Annotated in this window: 17 protein-coding genes and 1 tRNA gene; 7 read left to right on the forward strand and 11 right to left on the reverse strand. The window is 41.4% G+C overall.

Annotated features, from left to right (window positions below; all coding sequences use genetic code 11):
* Positions 1–123 precede the first annotated feature (123 nt).
* Positions 124–1158 carry a hypothetical protein gene (locus V7K50_RS24245; protein WP_334964520.1) on the reverse strand — a complete coding sequence of 345 codons (1035 nt, stop codon included), beginning with the start codon at positions 1156–1158 and terminating at the stop codon, positions 124–126.
* A 378-nt stretch (positions 1159–1536) separates the two neighbouring features.
* Between V7K50_RS24245 and V7K50_RS24250 the strand changes: the two genes are divergently transcribed.
* Positions 1537–2430: a tetratricopeptide repeat protein gene (locus V7K50_RS24250; protein ID WP_334964522.1), complete on the forward strand. Its 894-nt coding sequence runs from the start codon at positions 1537–1539 to the stop codon at positions 2428–2430.
* Positions 2431–2624: 194 nt separating this feature from the next.
* On the opposite strand, the gene V7K50_RS24255 is transcribed toward V7K50_RS24250, so the two are convergent.
* The 4 genes from V7K50_RS24255 to V7K50_RS24270 form a co-directional block, all read right to left on the reverse strand.
* Positions 2625–3245: a TMEM165/GDT1 family protein gene (locus tag V7K50_RS24255; RefSeq protein ID WP_334964524.1), complete on the reverse strand. Its 621-nt coding sequence runs from the start codon at positions 3243–3245 to the stop codon at positions 2625–2627.
* A 670-nt stretch (positions 3246–3915) separates the two neighbouring features.
* Positions 3916–4875 carry a protochlorophyllide reductase gene (locus tag V7K50_RS24260; RefSeq protein ID WP_334964526.1) on the reverse strand — a complete coding sequence of 320 codons (960 nt, stop codon included), beginning with the start codon at positions 4873–4875 and terminating at the stop codon, positions 3916–3918.
* A 252-nt stretch (positions 4876–5127) separates the two neighbouring features.
* Positions 5128–5547: a helix-turn-helix domain-containing protein gene (locus V7K50_RS24265; RefSeq protein WP_334964528.1), complete on the reverse strand. Its 420-nt coding sequence runs from the start codon at positions 5545–5547 to the stop codon at positions 5128–5130.
* Positions 5531–5830, reverse strand: a complete 300-nt coding sequence (locus tag V7K50_RS24270; RefSeq protein WP_334964629.1) for a type II toxin-antitoxin system HigB family toxin — start codon at positions 5828–5830, stop codon at positions 5531–5533. Before V7K50_RS24270 ends, V7K50_RS24265 begins: the two co-directional genes overlap by 17 nt.
* A 226-nt stretch (positions 5831–6056) precedes the next feature.
* On the opposite strand from V7K50_RS24270, the gene recQ reads away from it, so the two are divergent.
* The gene (recQ, locus tag V7K50_RS24275) at positions 6057–8219 is read left to right on the forward strand and encodes a DNA helicase RecQ (RefSeq protein WP_334964530.1); all 2163 of its coding nucleotides are present in this window, start codon (positions 6057–6059) and stop codon (positions 8217–8219) included.
* 365 nt (positions 8220–8584) lie between these two features.
* Positions 8585–9157 carry a Uma2 family endonuclease gene (locus V7K50_RS24280; RefSeq protein ID WP_334964532.1) on the forward strand — a complete coding sequence of 191 codons (573 nt, stop codon included), beginning with the start codon at positions 8585–8587 and terminating at the stop codon, positions 9155–9157.
* A 150-nt stretch (positions 9158–9307) separates the two neighbouring features.
* Here the strand turns inward: V7K50_RS24280 and V7K50_RS24285 are convergent, their stop codons facing one another.
* Both V7K50_RS24285 and V7K50_RS24290 read right to left on the reverse strand, forming a co-directional pair.
* Positions 9308–10576, reverse strand: a complete 1269-nt coding sequence (locus V7K50_RS24285) for a GTPase (RefSeq protein ID WP_334964533.1) — start codon at positions 10574–10576, stop codon at positions 9308–9310.
* Between the two features lie 3 nt (positions 10577–10579).
* Complete coding sequence (locus V7K50_RS24290; protein ID WP_334964535.1) at positions 10580–12289, reverse strand: GTPase domain-containing protein; 1710 nt, start codon at positions 12287–12289, stop codon at positions 10580–10582.
* 862 nt (positions 12290–13151) lie between these two features.
* On the opposite strand from V7K50_RS24290, the gene V7K50_RS24295 reads away from it, so the two are divergent.
* Both V7K50_RS24295 and V7K50_RS24300 read left to right on the forward strand, forming a co-directional pair.
* Positions 13152–13388 carry a DUF433 domain-containing protein gene (locus V7K50_RS24295; RefSeq protein WP_334964537.1) on the forward strand — a complete coding sequence of 79 codons (237 nt, stop codon included), beginning with the start codon at positions 13152–13154 and terminating at the stop codon, positions 13386–13388.
* Positions 13388–13711 carry a DUF5615 family PIN-like protein gene (locus V7K50_RS24300; RefSeq protein WP_334964539.1) on the forward strand — a complete coding sequence of 108 codons (324 nt, stop codon included), beginning with the start codon at positions 13388–13390 and terminating at the stop codon, positions 13709–13711. Before V7K50_RS24295 ends, V7K50_RS24300 begins: the two co-directional genes overlap by 1 nt.
* A gap of 81 nt (positions 13712–13792) precedes the next feature.
* On the opposite strand, the gene V7K50_RS24305 is transcribed toward V7K50_RS24300, so the two are convergent.
* From V7K50_RS24305 to pyrE, 3 genes are read right to left on the reverse strand one after another with little or no spacing between them, the layout of a single operon-like run.
* Positions 13793–13930 (reverse strand): hypothetical protein, encoded by a 138-nt coding sequence (locus tag V7K50_RS24305; RefSeq protein WP_334964541.1) that lies wholly within the window; start codon positions 13928–13930, stop codon positions 13793–13795.
* Positions 13930–14154, reverse strand: a complete 225-nt coding sequence (locus V7K50_RS24310) for a PIN domain-containing protein (RefSeq protein ID WP_334964544.1) — start codon at positions 14152–14154, stop codon at positions 13930–13932. Before V7K50_RS24310 ends, V7K50_RS24305 begins: the two co-directional genes overlap by 1 nt.
* Positions 14155–14192: 38 nt before the next feature.
* On the reverse strand, positions 14193–14816 hold the full coding sequence (pyrE, locus tag V7K50_RS24315) for an orotate phosphoribosyltransferase (protein ID WP_334964546.1): 624 nt from the start codon (positions 14814–14816) through the stop codon (positions 14193–14195).
* 101 nt (positions 14817–14917) lie between these two features.
* Between pyrE and V7K50_RS24320 the strand changes: the two genes are divergently transcribed.
* Positions 14918–15352 (forward strand): hypothetical protein, encoded by a 435-nt coding sequence (locus tag V7K50_RS24320; protein ID WP_334964548.1) that lies wholly within the window; start codon positions 14918–14920, stop codon positions 15350–15352.
* 76 nt (positions 15353–15428) lie between these two features.
* On the opposite strand, the gene V7K50_RS24325 is transcribed toward V7K50_RS24320, so the two are convergent.
* Positions 15429–15501, reverse strand: a tRNA-Ile gene (locus V7K50_RS24325).
* Between the two features lie 292 nt (positions 15502–15793).
* Here V7K50_RS24325 and V7K50_RS24330 point away from each other — a divergent pair.
* Positions 15794–16495, forward strand: a complete 702-nt coding sequence (locus V7K50_RS24330; protein ID WP_334964550.1) for a hypothetical protein — start codon at positions 15794–15796, stop codon at positions 16493–16495.
* Positions 16496–16587 lie beyond the last annotated feature (92 nt).

Consider the following 16587-nt stretch of genomic DNA (forward strand, 5'->3'; position numbering starts at 1 on the left):
GTACTGGGTACTGGGTGGGGACTGGGGACTGGGGACTGGGGACTGGGGACTGAAAAAATTAGTTGAACCCTTATATTTAATCTAATCCTCAATACCTAATCCCCAATCCCTAATCCCTAATCCCTACTCTTGAGTCGGTTTCGGTCGCTTGATGGGTTTAGGAGCGGGTGTTTTTGGTATAGGTTTTGACACCACAGAGGGGTCGCCGCCTGTACTTGTTTTTTTGATGGGACGAGGGGTTTCGCCACTGCGTCTGGGGGGGAATGGTTTTCTAACACCAACACCACCACCACCACCACCACCGCCAGCACGAGGGCCACCTTTGAATGGTGGTCTGCGTTTTTTGGGCAAGTCAGCGATCGCCTCAGCTTTTTCTACTACCAAAACGTCAGCTTCCCGCTTGGCTTGGAAGTCCCAGAATTTTCCTACTGCTTTGGTGGTCAGCACACCCCTCAATTTCAACTTAAAATACTTGGGTTTATCAGTTGATTTGCGTGGAGCCTGCCTAATTTTGACTACCAAACTTTTAGCATCAAAAGACTGGTATACTACTTCACCACGAACAGAAAAACCACCATCAGTAACTTCTGATGAGGGTATTACGGCAGTTGTACTTAGTTCAGAGTTTTCGGATAAGCCATCATCGGGTGTCTGTAACTCTTGCAACTCCAAATCTGATTCGTCCTCATCTGTTGAGTTTTTAGCGAGATTTTCTGGCTCCCAAACTCCAACGATTTGGATGTGCAAGGTATCATTTTCTTGTCGTGTACGTGGATATACTACCCACAGGTGTTCTTTTTCTAAGTCTAGGTGATTCTTGACTAAGCTCATAATCCGGCCTAGGAGGACGGCATTGAGTTCTACACCATCTGTAGTCAGCAGCGTACCTTGAGTAAATTGTTCGCTGCTAGCATGATACCGACCCCGGACTAACCCGATGGCTCGATACTGCATCGGCTCACTGGGAGGCGGAATCGGTTGCTGTCGATTGACTAAGTTCCCATTTGAGTCGGTCTCAATGGGGTTGACAGGCAAATTTTCAGGTTTAGAGGAGTGGGCTGCTATATGAACATTAGCGGCTGCCTCTATTTTAATTGGGCCTTGGTTAGAGGCAGAAGAATTGGAAGATTCAGGCAACGGCATCAGGTCGGAATTCATAAAAACTCCTTGCGGCGGAGACATATCCCATTGTGGGATTTTACAAAGGCAGCTGGAAAGAGCATTTGTGCGGCTGATGAAAGTATATTTACTTTTCACAAAGTCACACTAGGTTACTCTAGACAATCCTAAAGGCGCTAAATTTAGTGTGTAAACACTAAAAGTCTAATCTAGCGCCCACACACTAGTTTCGGAAGCATATCATAGCTACAATTCTGACGGCTCCTCCTAAAGTCATCACTTACTTTAGCAGTGTAAATAGTTAATTGTTATAAAATTCACAGGCAATTGGCGGTATTCCGCAAAGTTTTGGAAATTTTTAACTTTACGATTTGTGTAAATGATAATGTCATTAAAGTTCAGGAGAAAGACAAAACTGTGGCTCAAACACGCAATCGCTGGATAGTTCAAGTCATCTTGGCGCTGGCAATTCTTGCTTTTGTGGGTGTTTCGGTGATTCCCATAATTGGAGCATTTAACAATACGCCACCTGCAAGCCAGAATACCGCTAGCACCAGAGGTAGTTTGCCCTCCTCTGACCAAAAATCAAAACTGGAAGACGAAGTGCGGGGTTATGAACTGGTTTTACAAAGGGAACCAGAAAATCAGGCGGCGCTTAAGGGTCTCTTACAGGCGCGGCTGCAACTACTGAGTCAAAAAGAAAAAAGTGAGGTTAAAGCAGCTGATATCCAAGTTGTGATTGAACCCCTAGAAAAACTAGCGAAGCTGAATCCCGAACAGTCTGAATATTCGGTGCTACTGGCTCAAGCCAAACAGCAAATTGGCGATCGCGAAGGAGCAGCTCAAGCTTATCGCTCGATTTTATCTACAAAACCAGGCGATTTGAAGGCTTTGCAAGGAATGGTGGCTCTGTTGATGAGTCAGCAACGCCCCGAAGCAGCCATTGGTTTGTTGCAAGAAACCCTCTCTAAGGCAACCCAAGCAAATACAATTCAGCCTGGAAGTGTAGATACAGTAGCCGTGCAGGTGTTGTTAGGTTCTGTTCACGCTTCCCAGAAACGCTATGCTCAAGCTAGCTCTGTATATGACCAGGCAATTAAGAAAGATCCCAAAGATTTTCGCCCCGTTGTCGCAAAAGCAATGCTGCTGAAACAACAGGGCAAAGACGCAGAGGCCAAACCTTTGTTTGATAGTGCCGCAGCTTTAGCACCTGCTCAGTACAGAGACGAAATTAAGAAGGCAGGAACGGTTTCCCCCATTCCTAAATCTGCTGTCTCTCCCGTGCCTTCACCAGAAAGTAAGCCGAAATAATGGGCATTGGGCATGGGGCACTTGTACTGAGTTTCGACACTTCGGCTACGCTCAGTGCATCGCTACGCTCAACTACCGCGTTCGCGTAGCGTCTCGTAGAGAAGTCGTTGGCGCAGCCTCTCCAAGAGTTGTATTGGGCATTGTTTGTTATTCTTCTCCTGCCTCCCCTGCCTCCCCTGCCTCCTCTGCTCCCCTCACGCTCCCTCAATGGCAGCAACGAAGCCAAAGACTAAAAACAGGCATCCGCCAATAAAGGTGATTTGACGCTCAGAAATATGTCCGGCAATCATTTTGCCGCCGATAACTGCGATCGCAGCACAAATTGCATGTCCTAAAATTGCACCTATTGTCACTCCAATGGGATTATTACCTGCTGCTAGGGCAATGGTGGCAATTTGGGTGCGATCGCCCAACTCTCCCATAAATGTCAACACAAAGGCTTCTATGACAATTGCAAAGGAAGTCTTTCGCTTGGGTAACTGCGAATCTGCTTGTTTCACGGCTGCTTCGGCTTCTTCTACAACTTCTGTACCAGAGGCAGCAGAAGACATCTTACTAGCGTCATACAGCAGCTTGATACCAAAGGCAATAAATAAAGCTATTTCGGCGTAATGAATATAAACTTTTGGCAACAAAGATACCGCTTGTCCAAATAGCACCGAAAGGATTGTCATCGCAGCTAAAGCAGCTGTCACACCGATATATACCAACCGCCGTGGGTGGTGCATTGCCAAAATCACAGCAATAAAAAATGTTTTATCGCCTAGTTCTGAAACTGTAATTAGTAATAAAGCTGCGGTAAAAGCTGTTAACACTCTCTCAAGCTCCTGAAGAATCGTTTACCGATGTGAAGCTTGATGAGAACCAAAAGACCTCACCAAGTTTCACACTTTTCGGTGTGAACTTAGTGAAGGTCTCGCTTTCAAATATTGATTACTTGCCACCTGAACCAGGGCTTTATCGCCCAGTATGTTGATTCAGATGTACTGGCTTTTTATTTTTTAGCCAGCAGCTACTCCCCTTCTATGCGATCGTCATTATACATGTTTTCCAAGTATAAGTCAAGAGAGTAGGGAATGGAGAGACTGATTCAGTGCTTACTGTGGTAAAAACTCATCATCTGTGACTTTGCAATTTTTCTACAGTCGTTTCTAGCCATTGCAAGTAATCAGTTTCATATAGCGTTTGGGAATGCGCCTTTAGGGAAGACATGGCAGTTTGTATAAAGAATGGTTAGAGAATTTCTCGCATATCTTGACATTAACATCGGTGCGTTAAAACGTAACGCACCCTATTGGCTAAAGTAAGGAAGAAATACTGCTGTGAAATCGTTAAGCGCCATATCATTTCCTTTGTCTACAACTTTACTAAAGTCAGAGGTAAGTAATAATCACCTCAACTATTACTTACCTGCACATAATGCCAATTCATTCAAAAAAATGAATCGATGAATCATGCACAAGGTTAATGCCACCTCCTGTTCCATCAAGCAAGTCCAACTAACTTGGCGCTGAGTTGCCATAAGCGATCGCCTTTGTCATCATCGCGGGCTTGAGGAGATACCTTCTGCACAAAGGATTTGCCATCTTTCTTCTGGCGATTTCCCCAACTCCAATAAACACCGGATTGATTATACTCGGGATCGGCAACTACCGTAGCAACCCGTTCTCCCGCCAACTCCTGAGACACATATCCCCCAGTGATGTACTTTTGGAATAATGGGAAGATTTTCTGAAACAGGGGATAGTGGTTTCTAAATAGTGGCGTTTCTGCAACACATCCCGGATAGAGAGAATTGAAGACGATACCGGTTGACTCGTGATAACGTTCATGGAGTTCCCGCATAGTTAGCACGTTGCAAACCTTGCTGTCTTTGTAAGCTTTGACTGGTTCAAATTTCTTGCCATCAATCATTGCGATCGGCTCTTTAAATCCTTCTGCAAAGCCTTGCAAATCGCCCAAGTCGGGACGCGGTGGAATCTTCCCACCCAGCTCGTCTGGATTGTGAGTGACGGTTCCTAAAATTACGAGCCTTGGCTCTAAAGATGACTTCTTCAGATCCTCTAACATCAGGTTGCACAATAGGAAATGTCCCAGATGATTTGTGGTGACAGTTAACTCGTAACCTTCGGGACTGCGTAACGGCTCCTTGATTAAAGGCATATAAATTGCGGCGTTGCACACCAAAGCGTCTAGAGACTTTCCAGTTGCTCGGAAGTTCTTCACAAACTCTCGAACGCTTTCCAAGGAGCCAAGGTCGATATGTATGCTGGTATAACTGTTGTAGGGCATTTCCACAGCTTGGGCAGCTTTTTGGGCTTTCGCTAAATCCCGACAGGCCAGTACCACAAACCATCCCTTTTGGGCAAGAGCTTTTGCCGCATACAAACCCACCCCCGAAGATGTACCTGTAATTATAACCGTTGGCTTCTGATGTTGTTCCATTGTGTTCGCACTCCATTGACTATCTCTAGGATCTCACACCAGGGAGCCATCATTAGCCCTGGCAATAGAATAATGCCTCCGGCACGCCAGGGGCGAACGCGGCTACACAAACTCTCGTCCGCCTGCGCGGACTAAGGAAAAATTGAGGGTTTCAAACCTAGATCGGTGGGTTTTACCTCGTGTAGAGGAGCCAGCGTTGTGCGGGGGTTCCCCCTGTTGATGGGACTGGTGTGCAGTTTATAACCCCCCTTTTCACTGTCCAAAGTCAAGAGCCGTTAGGGAAAACTCAGAATAATGGTCATTAAAAAACTTAGCTAGGGACTCAGCTTGAGTTTGGCTAACTTTACGTTGACCATTAAGCACTTCCCTAACAATCTCAACAGAGCCAAAAACCCCGACTAAAGAAGTTGGCTCTATATCAAACTCATGCATGAGGGATTCCAAAGTAGCCACAGGTTTTGATTCACCCATCGAATAATGACGTTCTTCGTAATTCTCAATCAGAAGAACCAACAACTCAAAAAGTGCAGTTTCCGCTTCTGTCAACTCCCTAGACATCATCCCCTCTACTGCTGTTAAGGCTCTGTTATACTCCTGTTCTGTTTTAATTGGCTTAGGCTGATACTGAATCAATAAGTCAGTGTAGGTTTTTTGACTAGAAGTAGGGGTCATCTTTCCACCTTTCTTTATCGTATTCAGGATGGGTAAGAACGTATTTAATAAAAATTGTCTGGCTGGAATATCTAATGTCTACTATCAAACGATAGTTATTACCTTTGATGTTAAAGACTGTAAAGTTACCAACGGCTTCTGCTTTTGGATATCTTTTCTGAACATCCACCAAATTAGACAAGTTCGCAATGGATGCAAACTTGTACCAGTCATTGAGAGCATCTTCAGAATCAGCGTGTTGAATCCAGAATTCACGCAATTTTACTTTGCTGATTACGTGCATTCCTAAAGTTAGAAATTTGTGGTAATTATAGCATTTATTGAGAGGAACGGCAGGGTAATAGGGCGATCGCTCACATCTTATCGTTGATGAGGGTGCCGCAGCTACGCCCGTCGTAGACATCGCCAACAGAAACCCAGGTCTGACCAAAGCTGCCGATGATGTGAGTTAAAATCCTGATATATTCAATCACCACTCACGCAGAACAGCCCCGAAAAAAGCGATCGCTATGCTTCAGTATCCCCATCTCGAACAAGCGCTAAAATATCACTTCGGTTACGACCAATTCCGCCCTGGACAACGGCAAATTATCGAAGATGCGCTGCAAAACCGAGATTTAATGGTTGTGATGCCGACTGGTGGGGGAAAATCTCTGTGCTTTCAGCTACCAGCGTTGTTAAAAAATGGACTAACTGTGGTGGTGTCGCCGTTAATTGCTTTGATGCAAGACCAAGTAGAAGCACTGCGAAATAATAATATTAACGCCACATTTCTCAATAGCAGTTTGAATGCTTATCAGGTGCGATCGCGGGAAGAAGCCATCCTCACCGGTAAAGTAAAATTACTCTACGTCGCCCCTGAACGTCTCCTCAGTGAAAGGTTTCTCCCGTTTCTCGATTTAGTTAAAGAAAAAATCGGTATTTCTAGCTTTGCTATTGATGAAGCGCACTGTGTTTCGGAATGGGGACACGATTTTCGTCCAGAATATCGTCAGTTAAAATCTCTGAGAAAACGCTATCCTGATGTTCCTACTGTCGCCCTCACCGCCACAGCAACGGATCGCGTTCGTAGTGATATCATTCAACAATTAGGACTAAAGCAACCTAGCATCCATCTTGCCAGTTTTAACCGAGAAAATCTTTATTACGAAGTTCGTCCTAAAACTAAATATGCTTATGCTGAATTGTTGGAACTAATTCGAGAAACTGAAGGTTCGACAATTATTTATTCTTTAACTCGTAAAAAAGTTGATGAACTAACTTTTAAATTACAAAATGATCAAGTTGTTGTTCTACCTTATCACGCCGGATTAACTGATGAGGAACGTAGTAGTAATCAAACGCGATTTATTCGAGATGATGTCCGGGTGATGGTGGCAACAGTCGCCTTTGGGATGGGAATTAATAAACCCGATGTGCGGTTGGTAGTTCACTTTGATATGCCCAGAAATATCGAAAGTTATTATCAAGAATCGGGTAGGGCAGGTAGAGATGGAGAACCATCTCGGTGTACAATATTTTTCAGTTTTGGTGATGTTAAAACAATTGAATGGAGTATCGATCAAAAAACTGACCCTCAAGAACAGTTGATTGCCAAACAACAACTGCGACAGATGATCGATTACTCTGAAGGTACTGATTGTCGGCGAACGATTCAACTGGGTTATTTTGGCGAAAGGTTTCCTGGAAATTGCGGTAACTGTGACAATTGTCGTCATCCCAAACCGATGCAAGATTGGACGATTGAAGCTATGAAGTTTTTATCTTGTGTGGCGCGTTGCAAAGAAAGGTTTGGGATGGCATACATAATTGATGTGTTGCGAGGAGCAAAAAAAGACAAAATTATCCAGTACGAACACGATAAACTTTCTACCTATGGTATCGGTAAAGATAGAACTCTAGATGAATGGCGAATGTTGGGGCGATCGCTTTTACATCAAGGGTTAATAGAACAAAGTAGCGATGGTTACTCAGTTTTAAAACTAAATGCCTTAAGTTGGGAAGTAATGCGAAAACAACGCACAGTTTCCCTAGCTATAACCACAGTCCAAAAGATTACTTGGGAACAGGGGAGTGAAAAAGCTGAAGAGGCAGAAGTATTATTACAGAAGTTGCGATCGCTACGTAAACAATTAGCTGATGAACAATCTGTACCACCTTACGTAATCTTCCATGATTCCACTTTAAAAGTGATGGTGCAGGTGCAACCCCAAAACTTAGTTGAATTTGCCAAACTTTCTGGTGTAGGTAGTCACAAACTCGCTCAATATGGCGAAAAGTTTATTACAGAAATTCGCGCCTACCGCCAAGAAAAAGGGTTGCAAAATAAATCTGTTACTTCCGCTTCCGTATCATCTTCTAACTCATCTTCTTACACAGAATTACAGACATTACAATTACATCAACAAGGTTTAAATATTGCTCAAATTGCCCAAAAACGCAACCTTAGTCCGGCAACAGTTAGCAGTCATCTAGAAAAATTAATTGCGAAAAATCAGCCAGTTGATTTAAATCAATTAGTCCCTTTAGAACATCAACAAAAAATTTGGCAAGTTTTAGAAGTACTCGGTGATATTTCCCTCACTCCTATCAAAGAACAACTCGGTGAAAGCTACACTTTTGATGAAATTCGTTTAGTACGAGGTAAGTGGCGGCGGGAAAATCGCAAATGAAAATTAAATTTTAGAGGATGTTTTCAAAGTATAGTATAAGGCGAATAGAATTCGCGGCTACACAAGCAAAGTCCATCTTTCCTGCGGAACGCTACGCGAACGTGGACTAAAAGAAAGTCAAGGTTTTAAACCCACGGAGGTGGGTTTTGTCTGTATAGCCGCGAATTCTATTCGCCAGGGCTAGTATGAATTGAGACTTTACAAATATCCTCTTAACTTGTTCCGAATGTACCCCTATATGGATGTCTAAGCTTTTATGGGCGGTTTATGTCTAGAAAAAAGATAGGCCTGTTGAGTATACTCTGTGAATTTTCAAACATCCTTTTATGATTAAAATACAAGAGCAAGATTAAAGGAGTTAACTGATGAGTCAGATGCTTAATACAGGAGTGCGTTGGACAAGTCAGGATGTGGAATTATTACCAGAAAATGAAGGGACGCGCTACGAGATAGTTGATGGAGAATTATTTATGACCAGGGCACCTCACTTTAAACATCAGCAAACTTGTGGCAGAATTTTCCAACAGCTTAACATTTGGTCTGAGTCTACTGGTTTAGGAGAAGCTGTAATCAATCCCGGCGTTTTGTTTTCAGAATCAGATAATGTAATTCCTGATGTAGTTTGGGCTACTAAGGAAACCTTAGCACTAACATTGGATGAAGCAGGACATTTAACTGGCGCACCAGATTTAGTAGTCGAAGTTTTGTCTGCTAGCAACGAAGACCTAAGACGAGATAAAGAAGCTAAACTTAAACTTTATTCTTCCAGAGGAGTAAAAGAATATTGGATTGCTGATTGGCGATCGCGTAAAATAGAGGTCTATCGACGCGAAGACAATCAACTTAAGTTGGTAGCAACCCTATTTAGTAGCGATATGATAATTTCTCCTTTATTGCCTGGTTTTAGCTGTATTGTAAACCAGTTTTTTCCTGTATAAATTTTAGGTTAAATGGAAAAATCAATCTCAAGTAACGCATTAACTAAAGTCCAAGTACTGATTATGGCGATGCCTGCGGCGGGCTACGCCTACCCATTGAAGTTTTGGTGATTTGTACCAGCACAATGGAAAGGCGATCGCATTGGAGTTTTAGATGGGTTTGAGCTTCAGATAGATATCTTTCACTCGCTCTTGACAGCGCTTAATAATTTTTGCTTCCCCTTCTTCTCCCCAAGAGAAGTTATTGCGAATATACTCTATTGTTACTTCACCTAATGTAGCAGTGTACTTGTAATTAAGATATCCTACACCACCTATGTCTGCCAGAAATCCCACAAGTACGCCAACTCCCCCAAAAGGAGTCAGTACGGTTGAGGCCGTATCTGCTAAAATGGTGAACCCAATTGCAGCTATAAAATTTGCACCGATTACCTTACCACAAGTCCCAAAAACGTTTTTGGTTATTTTTATTGCCTCGGATTTGCTTTGTTTTTTTCCCATAATGACACAGATCGTAAACACCATACTTATCAGGAGTGGGGGATGAACGAGAAACGTGGCAAATGGTACTGCTCCAGACAATGCAGCAACACTACTGAAGACACCGATGAACCTCCGTGCAAATTTTAACCTAGTATCAAAAATACGATTGTTAATGCTATCAGCCAATGAAACGGCACGTTGGGCTGGATCTAGAATATTCATTAATGCACCCAAAGTCCCAGCACTCTCATGTAAGCGATCAACCAGTTGAGGTAATTCCTGTCGGATCATTTCATCACACTTTTGGTCATAAAGCATGGCACTACCATAAACAATATCCTCTTGAGACTTCACAAATTTGCCCATCTTTTCTGAAATCCGATAGCGTATAGTCTCTTGATCTTTCTTGGGTTGATTGTTTTCAACCATATCCCACTTGTTAACAAATACAATCTTGGGAATATCAGGTGAATTCTGATGGACTAAATTGAACAATTCTATTTCATCTTGATAAGGCTCACCATCAATCACAAAAATATGTCCATGAGCTTTCTTTGCCTCTTCAACTGCTAATTCTTCGTTCACGGCTTCACCCATTACCCCAGGCACATCTACTATATTCCAAGGTTCTTTTGTATAAGGAGTTGGTATAGTAGTTTTATCATGTTCAACCCCAACTTCAGCAATATCAGTATTCATTAATGAATTAATAATTGCCGACTTACCAACAGAGGTTTTGCCAAACAGGGCTACCCAAATTAAGCCAGTTTTTAAACGTTCTAGAAGTTCGTTGATTTCCTTGAATTCGTTTTCAATCTCTTGACGCTCCTTGTTATTAAGTTTTTTACCAAATTGCCCCTTAAGATTTCCCAGTGCTTCCTGTAGTTCAGTTTGAACTTGAGAAATTTCATCACGAATTTCTTGATTGCTAACCATATTCTAAAAAATCTCCTTTATTTTATTAATTAATTGAGGTAATTCCTGTCTGATCATTTCATCACGCTTTTCGTCAAAAAATATGGCATTACCATAAACAATATCCTCTGGAGACTTCACAAATTTGCTCATCTTTTCTGAGATCCGAGAGCGGATAATCTCTTGTTCTTTCTTGGGTTTATTTTTTTCAATCATATACCACTTGTTCACAAATACAATCTTAGGAATGTCAGGTGAATTTTGATGGACTAAATTGAACAATTCCATTTCATATTCATAAGGCTCATCATCAATCACAAAAATCTGTACATCAGCTTTTTGTGCCTTTTTAATTGTCAGTTTATCATAATCATTGTTACCAATTATTCCAGGCAAATCAACGAAAATAAAAGGTGATTGGAAACAAAGAGTAAGTAAATTACCTGGTTCAAAAGTTTCAGCTATATCAGCACCAATCAATGAATTGAGAATTGCCGACTTACCAACAGAGGTTTTGCCAAACAGGGCTATTATCTTATCTTTTACCTCAAATACCGTGCTTGAAAGTAGCCGAGAAAACTCTACAGAACCTTTACTGGTGTTAGCTTCAATTGGTTCTACAAATGTCACAACACTAATTAATTCAGTTTGATCGTTAAAATCAGCTAAATTAACTTGGCGCAATTCAATAGACTTAACTTCTATTTTTGTACCTTGTATCTCTGCTTCAATATTTTGCTCTCGTAGCAACTTCTTGAGATCATCATTTGATAAAGATAACTTACCAGCTATCTTGCCTTTAATTTGTGTCAAAGCCCCTGCGTCAGCACTGATATCAGCAGCAGGATTAAATTTCCAGTGATTCTCACTCTCATCTTTAGTAATAATCTTATTGAGTTCTTTGGTTAAAACGTCAGGTTTTAAATCATCCTGATTATATGTTGATTGCCATTTAGTCTCATCAAAGTTCTTGGAAGATTCAGATTGATGCCAATAAGTTAATAGTTTCTCTAATAGTCCAGCTTCAAAATGTTCTGGTTTCTCAATAACAGCATCAAAAGCAATTTCTGTGTGAATTCCCTCTAGTAACTTTCTTAAGTCATCTCGATGTACATAAGCTAAATTGCCCAAACCATGTAATTCTGCATATAGTTTGCTGTTTTTTAGTTTCTGGAGCGAGAATTTGACTGTATTTTGCTGTGATTTTCGAGCAGAAACCGAGAATTCATACTCAAGAGTGATCGCAGATAAGCTCTTTTCGATTTTAAGAGCAGTATCTCGAGATGGAGATTCGATTTTGATGGTAAATTCTTGTGATTGTTGAGCAAATTCAAAATGATCTTTGATAATTTTCGCTTCTGGTGTCACCTCTTTTAGATCAGGAATATTAATTTTAATATAGGGAATTTGCAGAGCGAAAATGCTTGAACGTTGAATTTTTCGCGCTTGTTCTGGATACAGATTACATACAGCTTGGTATGCAAGTTTTCTAGATTGGTCTGTGTCTAACAGTATTGTTAGACTAGTTCTCCAAGAACTTTCATTCCATTGCTCACTTTTGACTAATAGCTGATTATTGCTGATTTCTGGAATAAAAAGCGGATCATAGCGAAATTGCCAAGTTTGTGGACTGTCTGGGCGATTGTTTGTTGCTTCCCAAATGCGTTTTGTTTGTTTATTGAAATCAAAAGCCCCAATTTCTGTTGCTGAGAAAACAAAATCAGAAAAATTCATATTTACTTCCTAGAAGTTACACATTGAAAAAAGTCTAATTATGCGACTTAAGTCATACCTATTTGAGGATTAAAGTGCGGTCGAAATTAGAGAATGCTTGAGCGAGTTTAATCATGCTTCAAACCCGATCAACTTCGTACTCCGTGCGTGAACGGTTAGGCTCTGATAGTACCTCCGTCCCGTGAAAATTCACTTATGTAAGCCCAGTTTATGTATCCACCATCTCCTTTGACATAATTTAATTACCTTTTTCTATGAGAATGAACAAGAGTTTCTACACATAACTTTCCGTTCATTCCGAAAAAAAGATTTTATTTAGTAAAATTTTGGCTATGCCACCATCACTTGACTTTGTACGCGAATAAGTGTTTTTTGTCTAAAGTCCAATTAATTGGCGGGTTTGGACGTGTATCAACTTAAGGCGGGACAACTTACAGAGAGAAGGTTCCAGCCCAATACTGCGTAGGTTTTGCCTCTTTTGAGCATTATAGACAACGATATTGCAAGGGTTTCAGCCTACTTTATTTCCTTAAACGAGTAGTATTAAGATTCTTTGGCTCGTGTTGATGCTCACTGATAGCCGGAATGGAACTGTTCGGATATTTTGGTTGGTTCTATCCCTGGGGGAGATTCAGACAGAGCGAATTTCATTTATTATTAGCTCAGTTTTAGTGTTAGCGATCGCTTATCCGAAATTGAGATTGGGCTTCAAAATAGTCGCTAGGATAATTACTATAAAATTTCAAGTTAGGATGAAATAAGCGAGAGAGATTTTGTTGTCATGAATAAGAGGACTCAACTGCTCGAAGTAATTGCAGCTTTACCAGAGTAATTAGTTGACCAAGCATTAAATTACGTGCAAATGTTGCAAAATCCGATTCAGATTACACCAAGACTTTGCGGTGGACAAGCGCGAATTAGAAATACACGAATTCCCCTATGGACTTTGGTAGCATATCGTCAACAAGGTGCCCCGGATGAAGAATTATTGGTAAATTATCCTGGATTGACTGCGGAAGATTTAAGTGCAGCTTGGTATTACTACGAACAAAATCTTGAACAAATCGATCGAGAAATTGCCCAAGATGATTTAGTTTAATGGCATTACAATTTTACTCCAATGAAAATTTTCCCATCGCAATGGTAAACTTACTCAGATCGGAGGGACACGATGTATTAACTTCCTACGAAGCAGGTCAACCAAATCAAGGGATTCCTGACGATGTTGTTTTGCAGTATGCCACAGCGACAGGTCGCATTTTGATTACGGAAAATCGCCAAGATTTTATCGATCTACATCGCACTGCACTAAATCATGCTGGGAAAGTCAAGGCAATAATTGATTTTTTGGATGAGGATAGTCGAACCTTAGAGAATCGTTTGTTGCGGGTTATGAAGCAAAATAAGCTGTCGCGCAAATAAGATTGCACAACAAGGGCGCTCATGTTGCCCACCCCACAAGAGATTCATTTTTTTGAGGATGCAAATTAAAAGATTTTGAGCTTATAAAAGCAGTCGGACAGATTTTTTTCGTACAGGAGTATGGTAAAAGTTGATTGCGATCGCTGTTGAATATTGCTCCCTTTTGCGATTGCGCTCAGATGATGGGAAAAGGCGATCGCAAAACATAATAGCCATCATTACCAATGCTCTATAACCAATCCATCCACATAATCAAAATCTGAATCATCGGTCACAAGCACCCAACCATCTTCCAGACAATGGGCTGCAATCCAAACATCATTCATCGGAATTGGTCTTCCTTTGCGCTTCAAAGCCGAACGAGTCTGAGCATAGATAACTATTTTGAGCCTAAAATAATAAAACCCTAGTAAGGGTTTTAAGAGTAATATTTTCAATCGCACAAATATGTCAAACTGTCAAACAATTTGACAGGCGACACTTATGAATTTGCAAGTTGTTGGTAGCGTTCCTGAACTTCCTGAATCGAAAACAAGGTTTCAAACTTCAACCCTGCTGACTTGTACAACTCACCTCCGCCTTGTTGTCGGTCTACCAGTGATATTATTTGATTTACGGTATAACCTGCATCTTTAAGACGCTCAACTGCTTTTAAAGCAGATTGCCCAGTTGTAACGACATCTTCCAAAACTACTACTTTTGCACCTTCAGGTAAAGTGGGGCCTTCTATATAAGCTCTCGTTCCATAACCCTTGGCTTCCTTGCGAATAATCAGCGCTGGTATCGGGCGGTTTTCATAAACAGAAACTATACTCACTGCTGTCACCATTGGATCAGCCCCCATTGTTAAACCACCCACAGCCTGTGTATCCACGGGTAATAAAGGAAATAGTAATCTTCCAACTGCCAAAGCGCCTTGAGGATGGAGTGTTACCTGCATTTTATTGACATAATAAGAACTACGCAGCCCAGAAGAAAGGAGAAAATCACCCTCTTGATAAGCAAGTTGGCAAAATAAATCTAGTAACTTATGGCGCAAGGTAGTCAAATCAGAAGTGGTTGCCCAAATATCTGAGTGGGTAAGAGTTTCAGTAGAATACGTCATTACAAAACATTAAAAGTTGTGCTACACCAAAGGTTGAACTCATGAGAGTTCTGAACTTAAGCATAAATTAAGATTGCCTAAAAATTTGAGGAGTAAGGAACGTGGGTATAAAATTAAAACCCTTTGGTGGTTTATTAATACTGCTTGCTGCTAGTATTGCTTTTCCCTCTGTTGCATCTGCCCAAACTGCAACACCCAATTATGAAACTACGAGTGATGTATTTGAAAGAGCTTATTTTAGTCACGATCGCAATTTCTACGAAAATGGCAGCCTTAAGCGTCAGCTAGACTCACTTCTCGGATCTGGTTCCAGTTTCGGTGGTTCCTTCCCAGAAAATGAAATTGCCCACGATGCTGAATTGGTTAACAGTTTATATCATGATGTCATGACTCAGCAAGTTGGCAACGATCCTTATATTCGCACTCCTGATTTACCAAATCCCTATGACACATCGCTGATGATGTCTCCTCGCTTCAATAGCAGCAAACTCAAAGTGGGAACTGAATTCAGGTTTGAAACTTTACCATCTCGGTAAGAGTGGGGAGTGGGGAGTGGGGAGATGAGGGGAATAACCCATGCCCCATGCCCCATGCCCATTTTTGATGATTCAGTGCGCCCTGCTGGAATCGAACCAGCCTGAAGGCGAATTATGAGTTCGCTGCCTCCCCAATCGGCCAAAGGCGCTTGTTTTGTTGGGTTTCGGGTTGCTACGAGTCAATTACTTCAACTCTTAGATCAACCTTATTTGCTAATTAATGAGGAAAATACCTCATGCACTGAGTTTAGCCAATTCCATGAATATAGCATAAATTTACTGCTTGTGAATACTGGACAAGAGTTTACCAGATTTTTATACTACATAATTTGATTATGAATATAGTGCAAACTAATATTGATTAAGTTCCTTTAAGGATTGAGGTCAAAAGCTTCACTATTCTTAAATAGACCAGCATTCTATTGTGATAGCTTGTCAGCGATGAAAATAAATTCTACTGTACTTCTTACTTTGATTTTGTTAATTCTGATGATGGGAGCAGGTTCTGTGAGCGGGTTTTTGGGCTTTGAACTGGGTAGTTCAGCACTGAAAGGCGTTACCACACCAGATGGGCGTCCCACAACCAAATTTGCCAGCAATAAGACAAATAACTCCCAACAGGGAGGGTTAGTGCTATTAAAAGAGGAAGAAATCCTGAAAATTGTCAAGGCGCGAATTGATGGTAAGACCAAGGCGGCTAAATCGGAAAAGCTAGAGGAAGATGATGAAGAAACCAATAACAGCAAGCAGAAGCCAGAGGAAAAACCCCCAGAAGTGGTTGAAGAAAAACCCCTGCCAGGTTTTCCGGTTACTGCCCAGAGTGAAGGTGTAACTATGATTGTGCAATCTGCCCGCTACTCTGGTGGTGATTTGCTACTGAAAGTGAAAATGCAGAACAAAGGTAAGGATTCTGTGCGCTTCCTGTATAGTTTTTTAGATGTTACCGATGACAAAGGACGAACCCTGAGTGCGAGTACAGATGGTTTACCAACAGAATTGCCTGCAAATGGTCCAGCATTTTCAGGTACAGTGAGCATTCCCACAGCTTTACTTGATGATGTTAAGAAGATATCACTTGCTCTAACTGATTATCCTGCTCAACAATTGAAGTTAGAGGCATCGAATATTCCTGTAGAAAGGTAGATTGGGACTGGGGACTGGGGACTGGGTATTGGGTATTGGGTATTGGGTATTGGGTATTGGGTATTGGGTATTGGGTATTGGGTATTGGGCAC

This window comes from Nostoc sp., from assembly GCF_036917135.1.
In the GTDB taxonomy this organism is placed as follows: domain Bacteria; phylum Cyanobacteriota; class Cyanobacteriia; order Cyanobacteriales; family Nostocaceae; genus Nostoc.

Coding starts and splice junctions, on each gene's coding strand:
- recQ (WP_334964530.1), top strand. CDS start 6,057: ATGCTTCAGTATCCCCATCTCGAACAAGCGCTAAAATATCACTTCGGT.
- V7K50_RS24265 (WP_334964528.1), bottom strand. CDS start 5,547: ATGACCCCTACTTCTAGTCAAAAAACCTACACTGACTTATTGATTCAG.
- V7K50_RS24305 (WP_334964541.1), bottom strand. CDS start 13,930: ATGATGGCTATTATGTTTTGCGATCGCCTTTTCCCATCATCTGAGCGC.
- V7K50_RS24285 (WP_334964533.1), bottom strand. CDS start 10,576: ATGGTTAGCAATCAAGAAATTCGTGATGAAATTTCTCAAGTTCAAACT.
- V7K50_RS24295 (WP_334964537.1), top strand. CDS start 13,152: ATGTTGCAAAATCCGATTCAGATTACACCAAGACTTTGCGGTGGACAA.
- V7K50_RS24330 (WP_334964550.1), top strand. CDS start 15,794: ATGAAAATAAATTCTACTGTACTTCTTACTTTGATTTTGTTAATTCTG.
- V7K50_RS24290 (WP_334964535.1), bottom strand. CDS start 12,289: ATGAATTTTTCTGATTTTGTTTTCTCAGCAACAGAAATTGGGGCTTTT.
- V7K50_RS24300 (WP_334964539.1), top strand. CDS start 13,388: ATGGCATTACAATTTTACTCCAATGAAAATTTTCCCATCGCAATGGTA.
- pyrE (WP_334964546.1), bottom strand. CDS start 14,816: ATGACGTATTCTACTGAAACTCTTACCCACTCAGATATTTGGGCAACC.
- V7K50_RS24270 (WP_334964629.1), bottom strand. CDS start 5,830: ATGCACGTAATCAGCAAAGTAAAATTGCGTGAATTCTGGATTCAACAC.
- V7K50_RS24245 (WP_334964520.1), bottom strand. CDS start 1,158: ATGAATTCCGACCTGATGCCGTTGCCTGAATCTTCCAATTCTTCTGCC.
- V7K50_RS24260 (WP_334964526.1), bottom strand. CDS start 4,875: ATGGAACAACATCAGAAGCCAACGGTTATAATTACAGGTACATCTTCG.
- V7K50_RS24280 (WP_334964532.1), top strand. CDS start 8,585: ATGAGTCAGATGCTTAATACAGGAGTGCGTTGGACAAGTCAGGATGTG.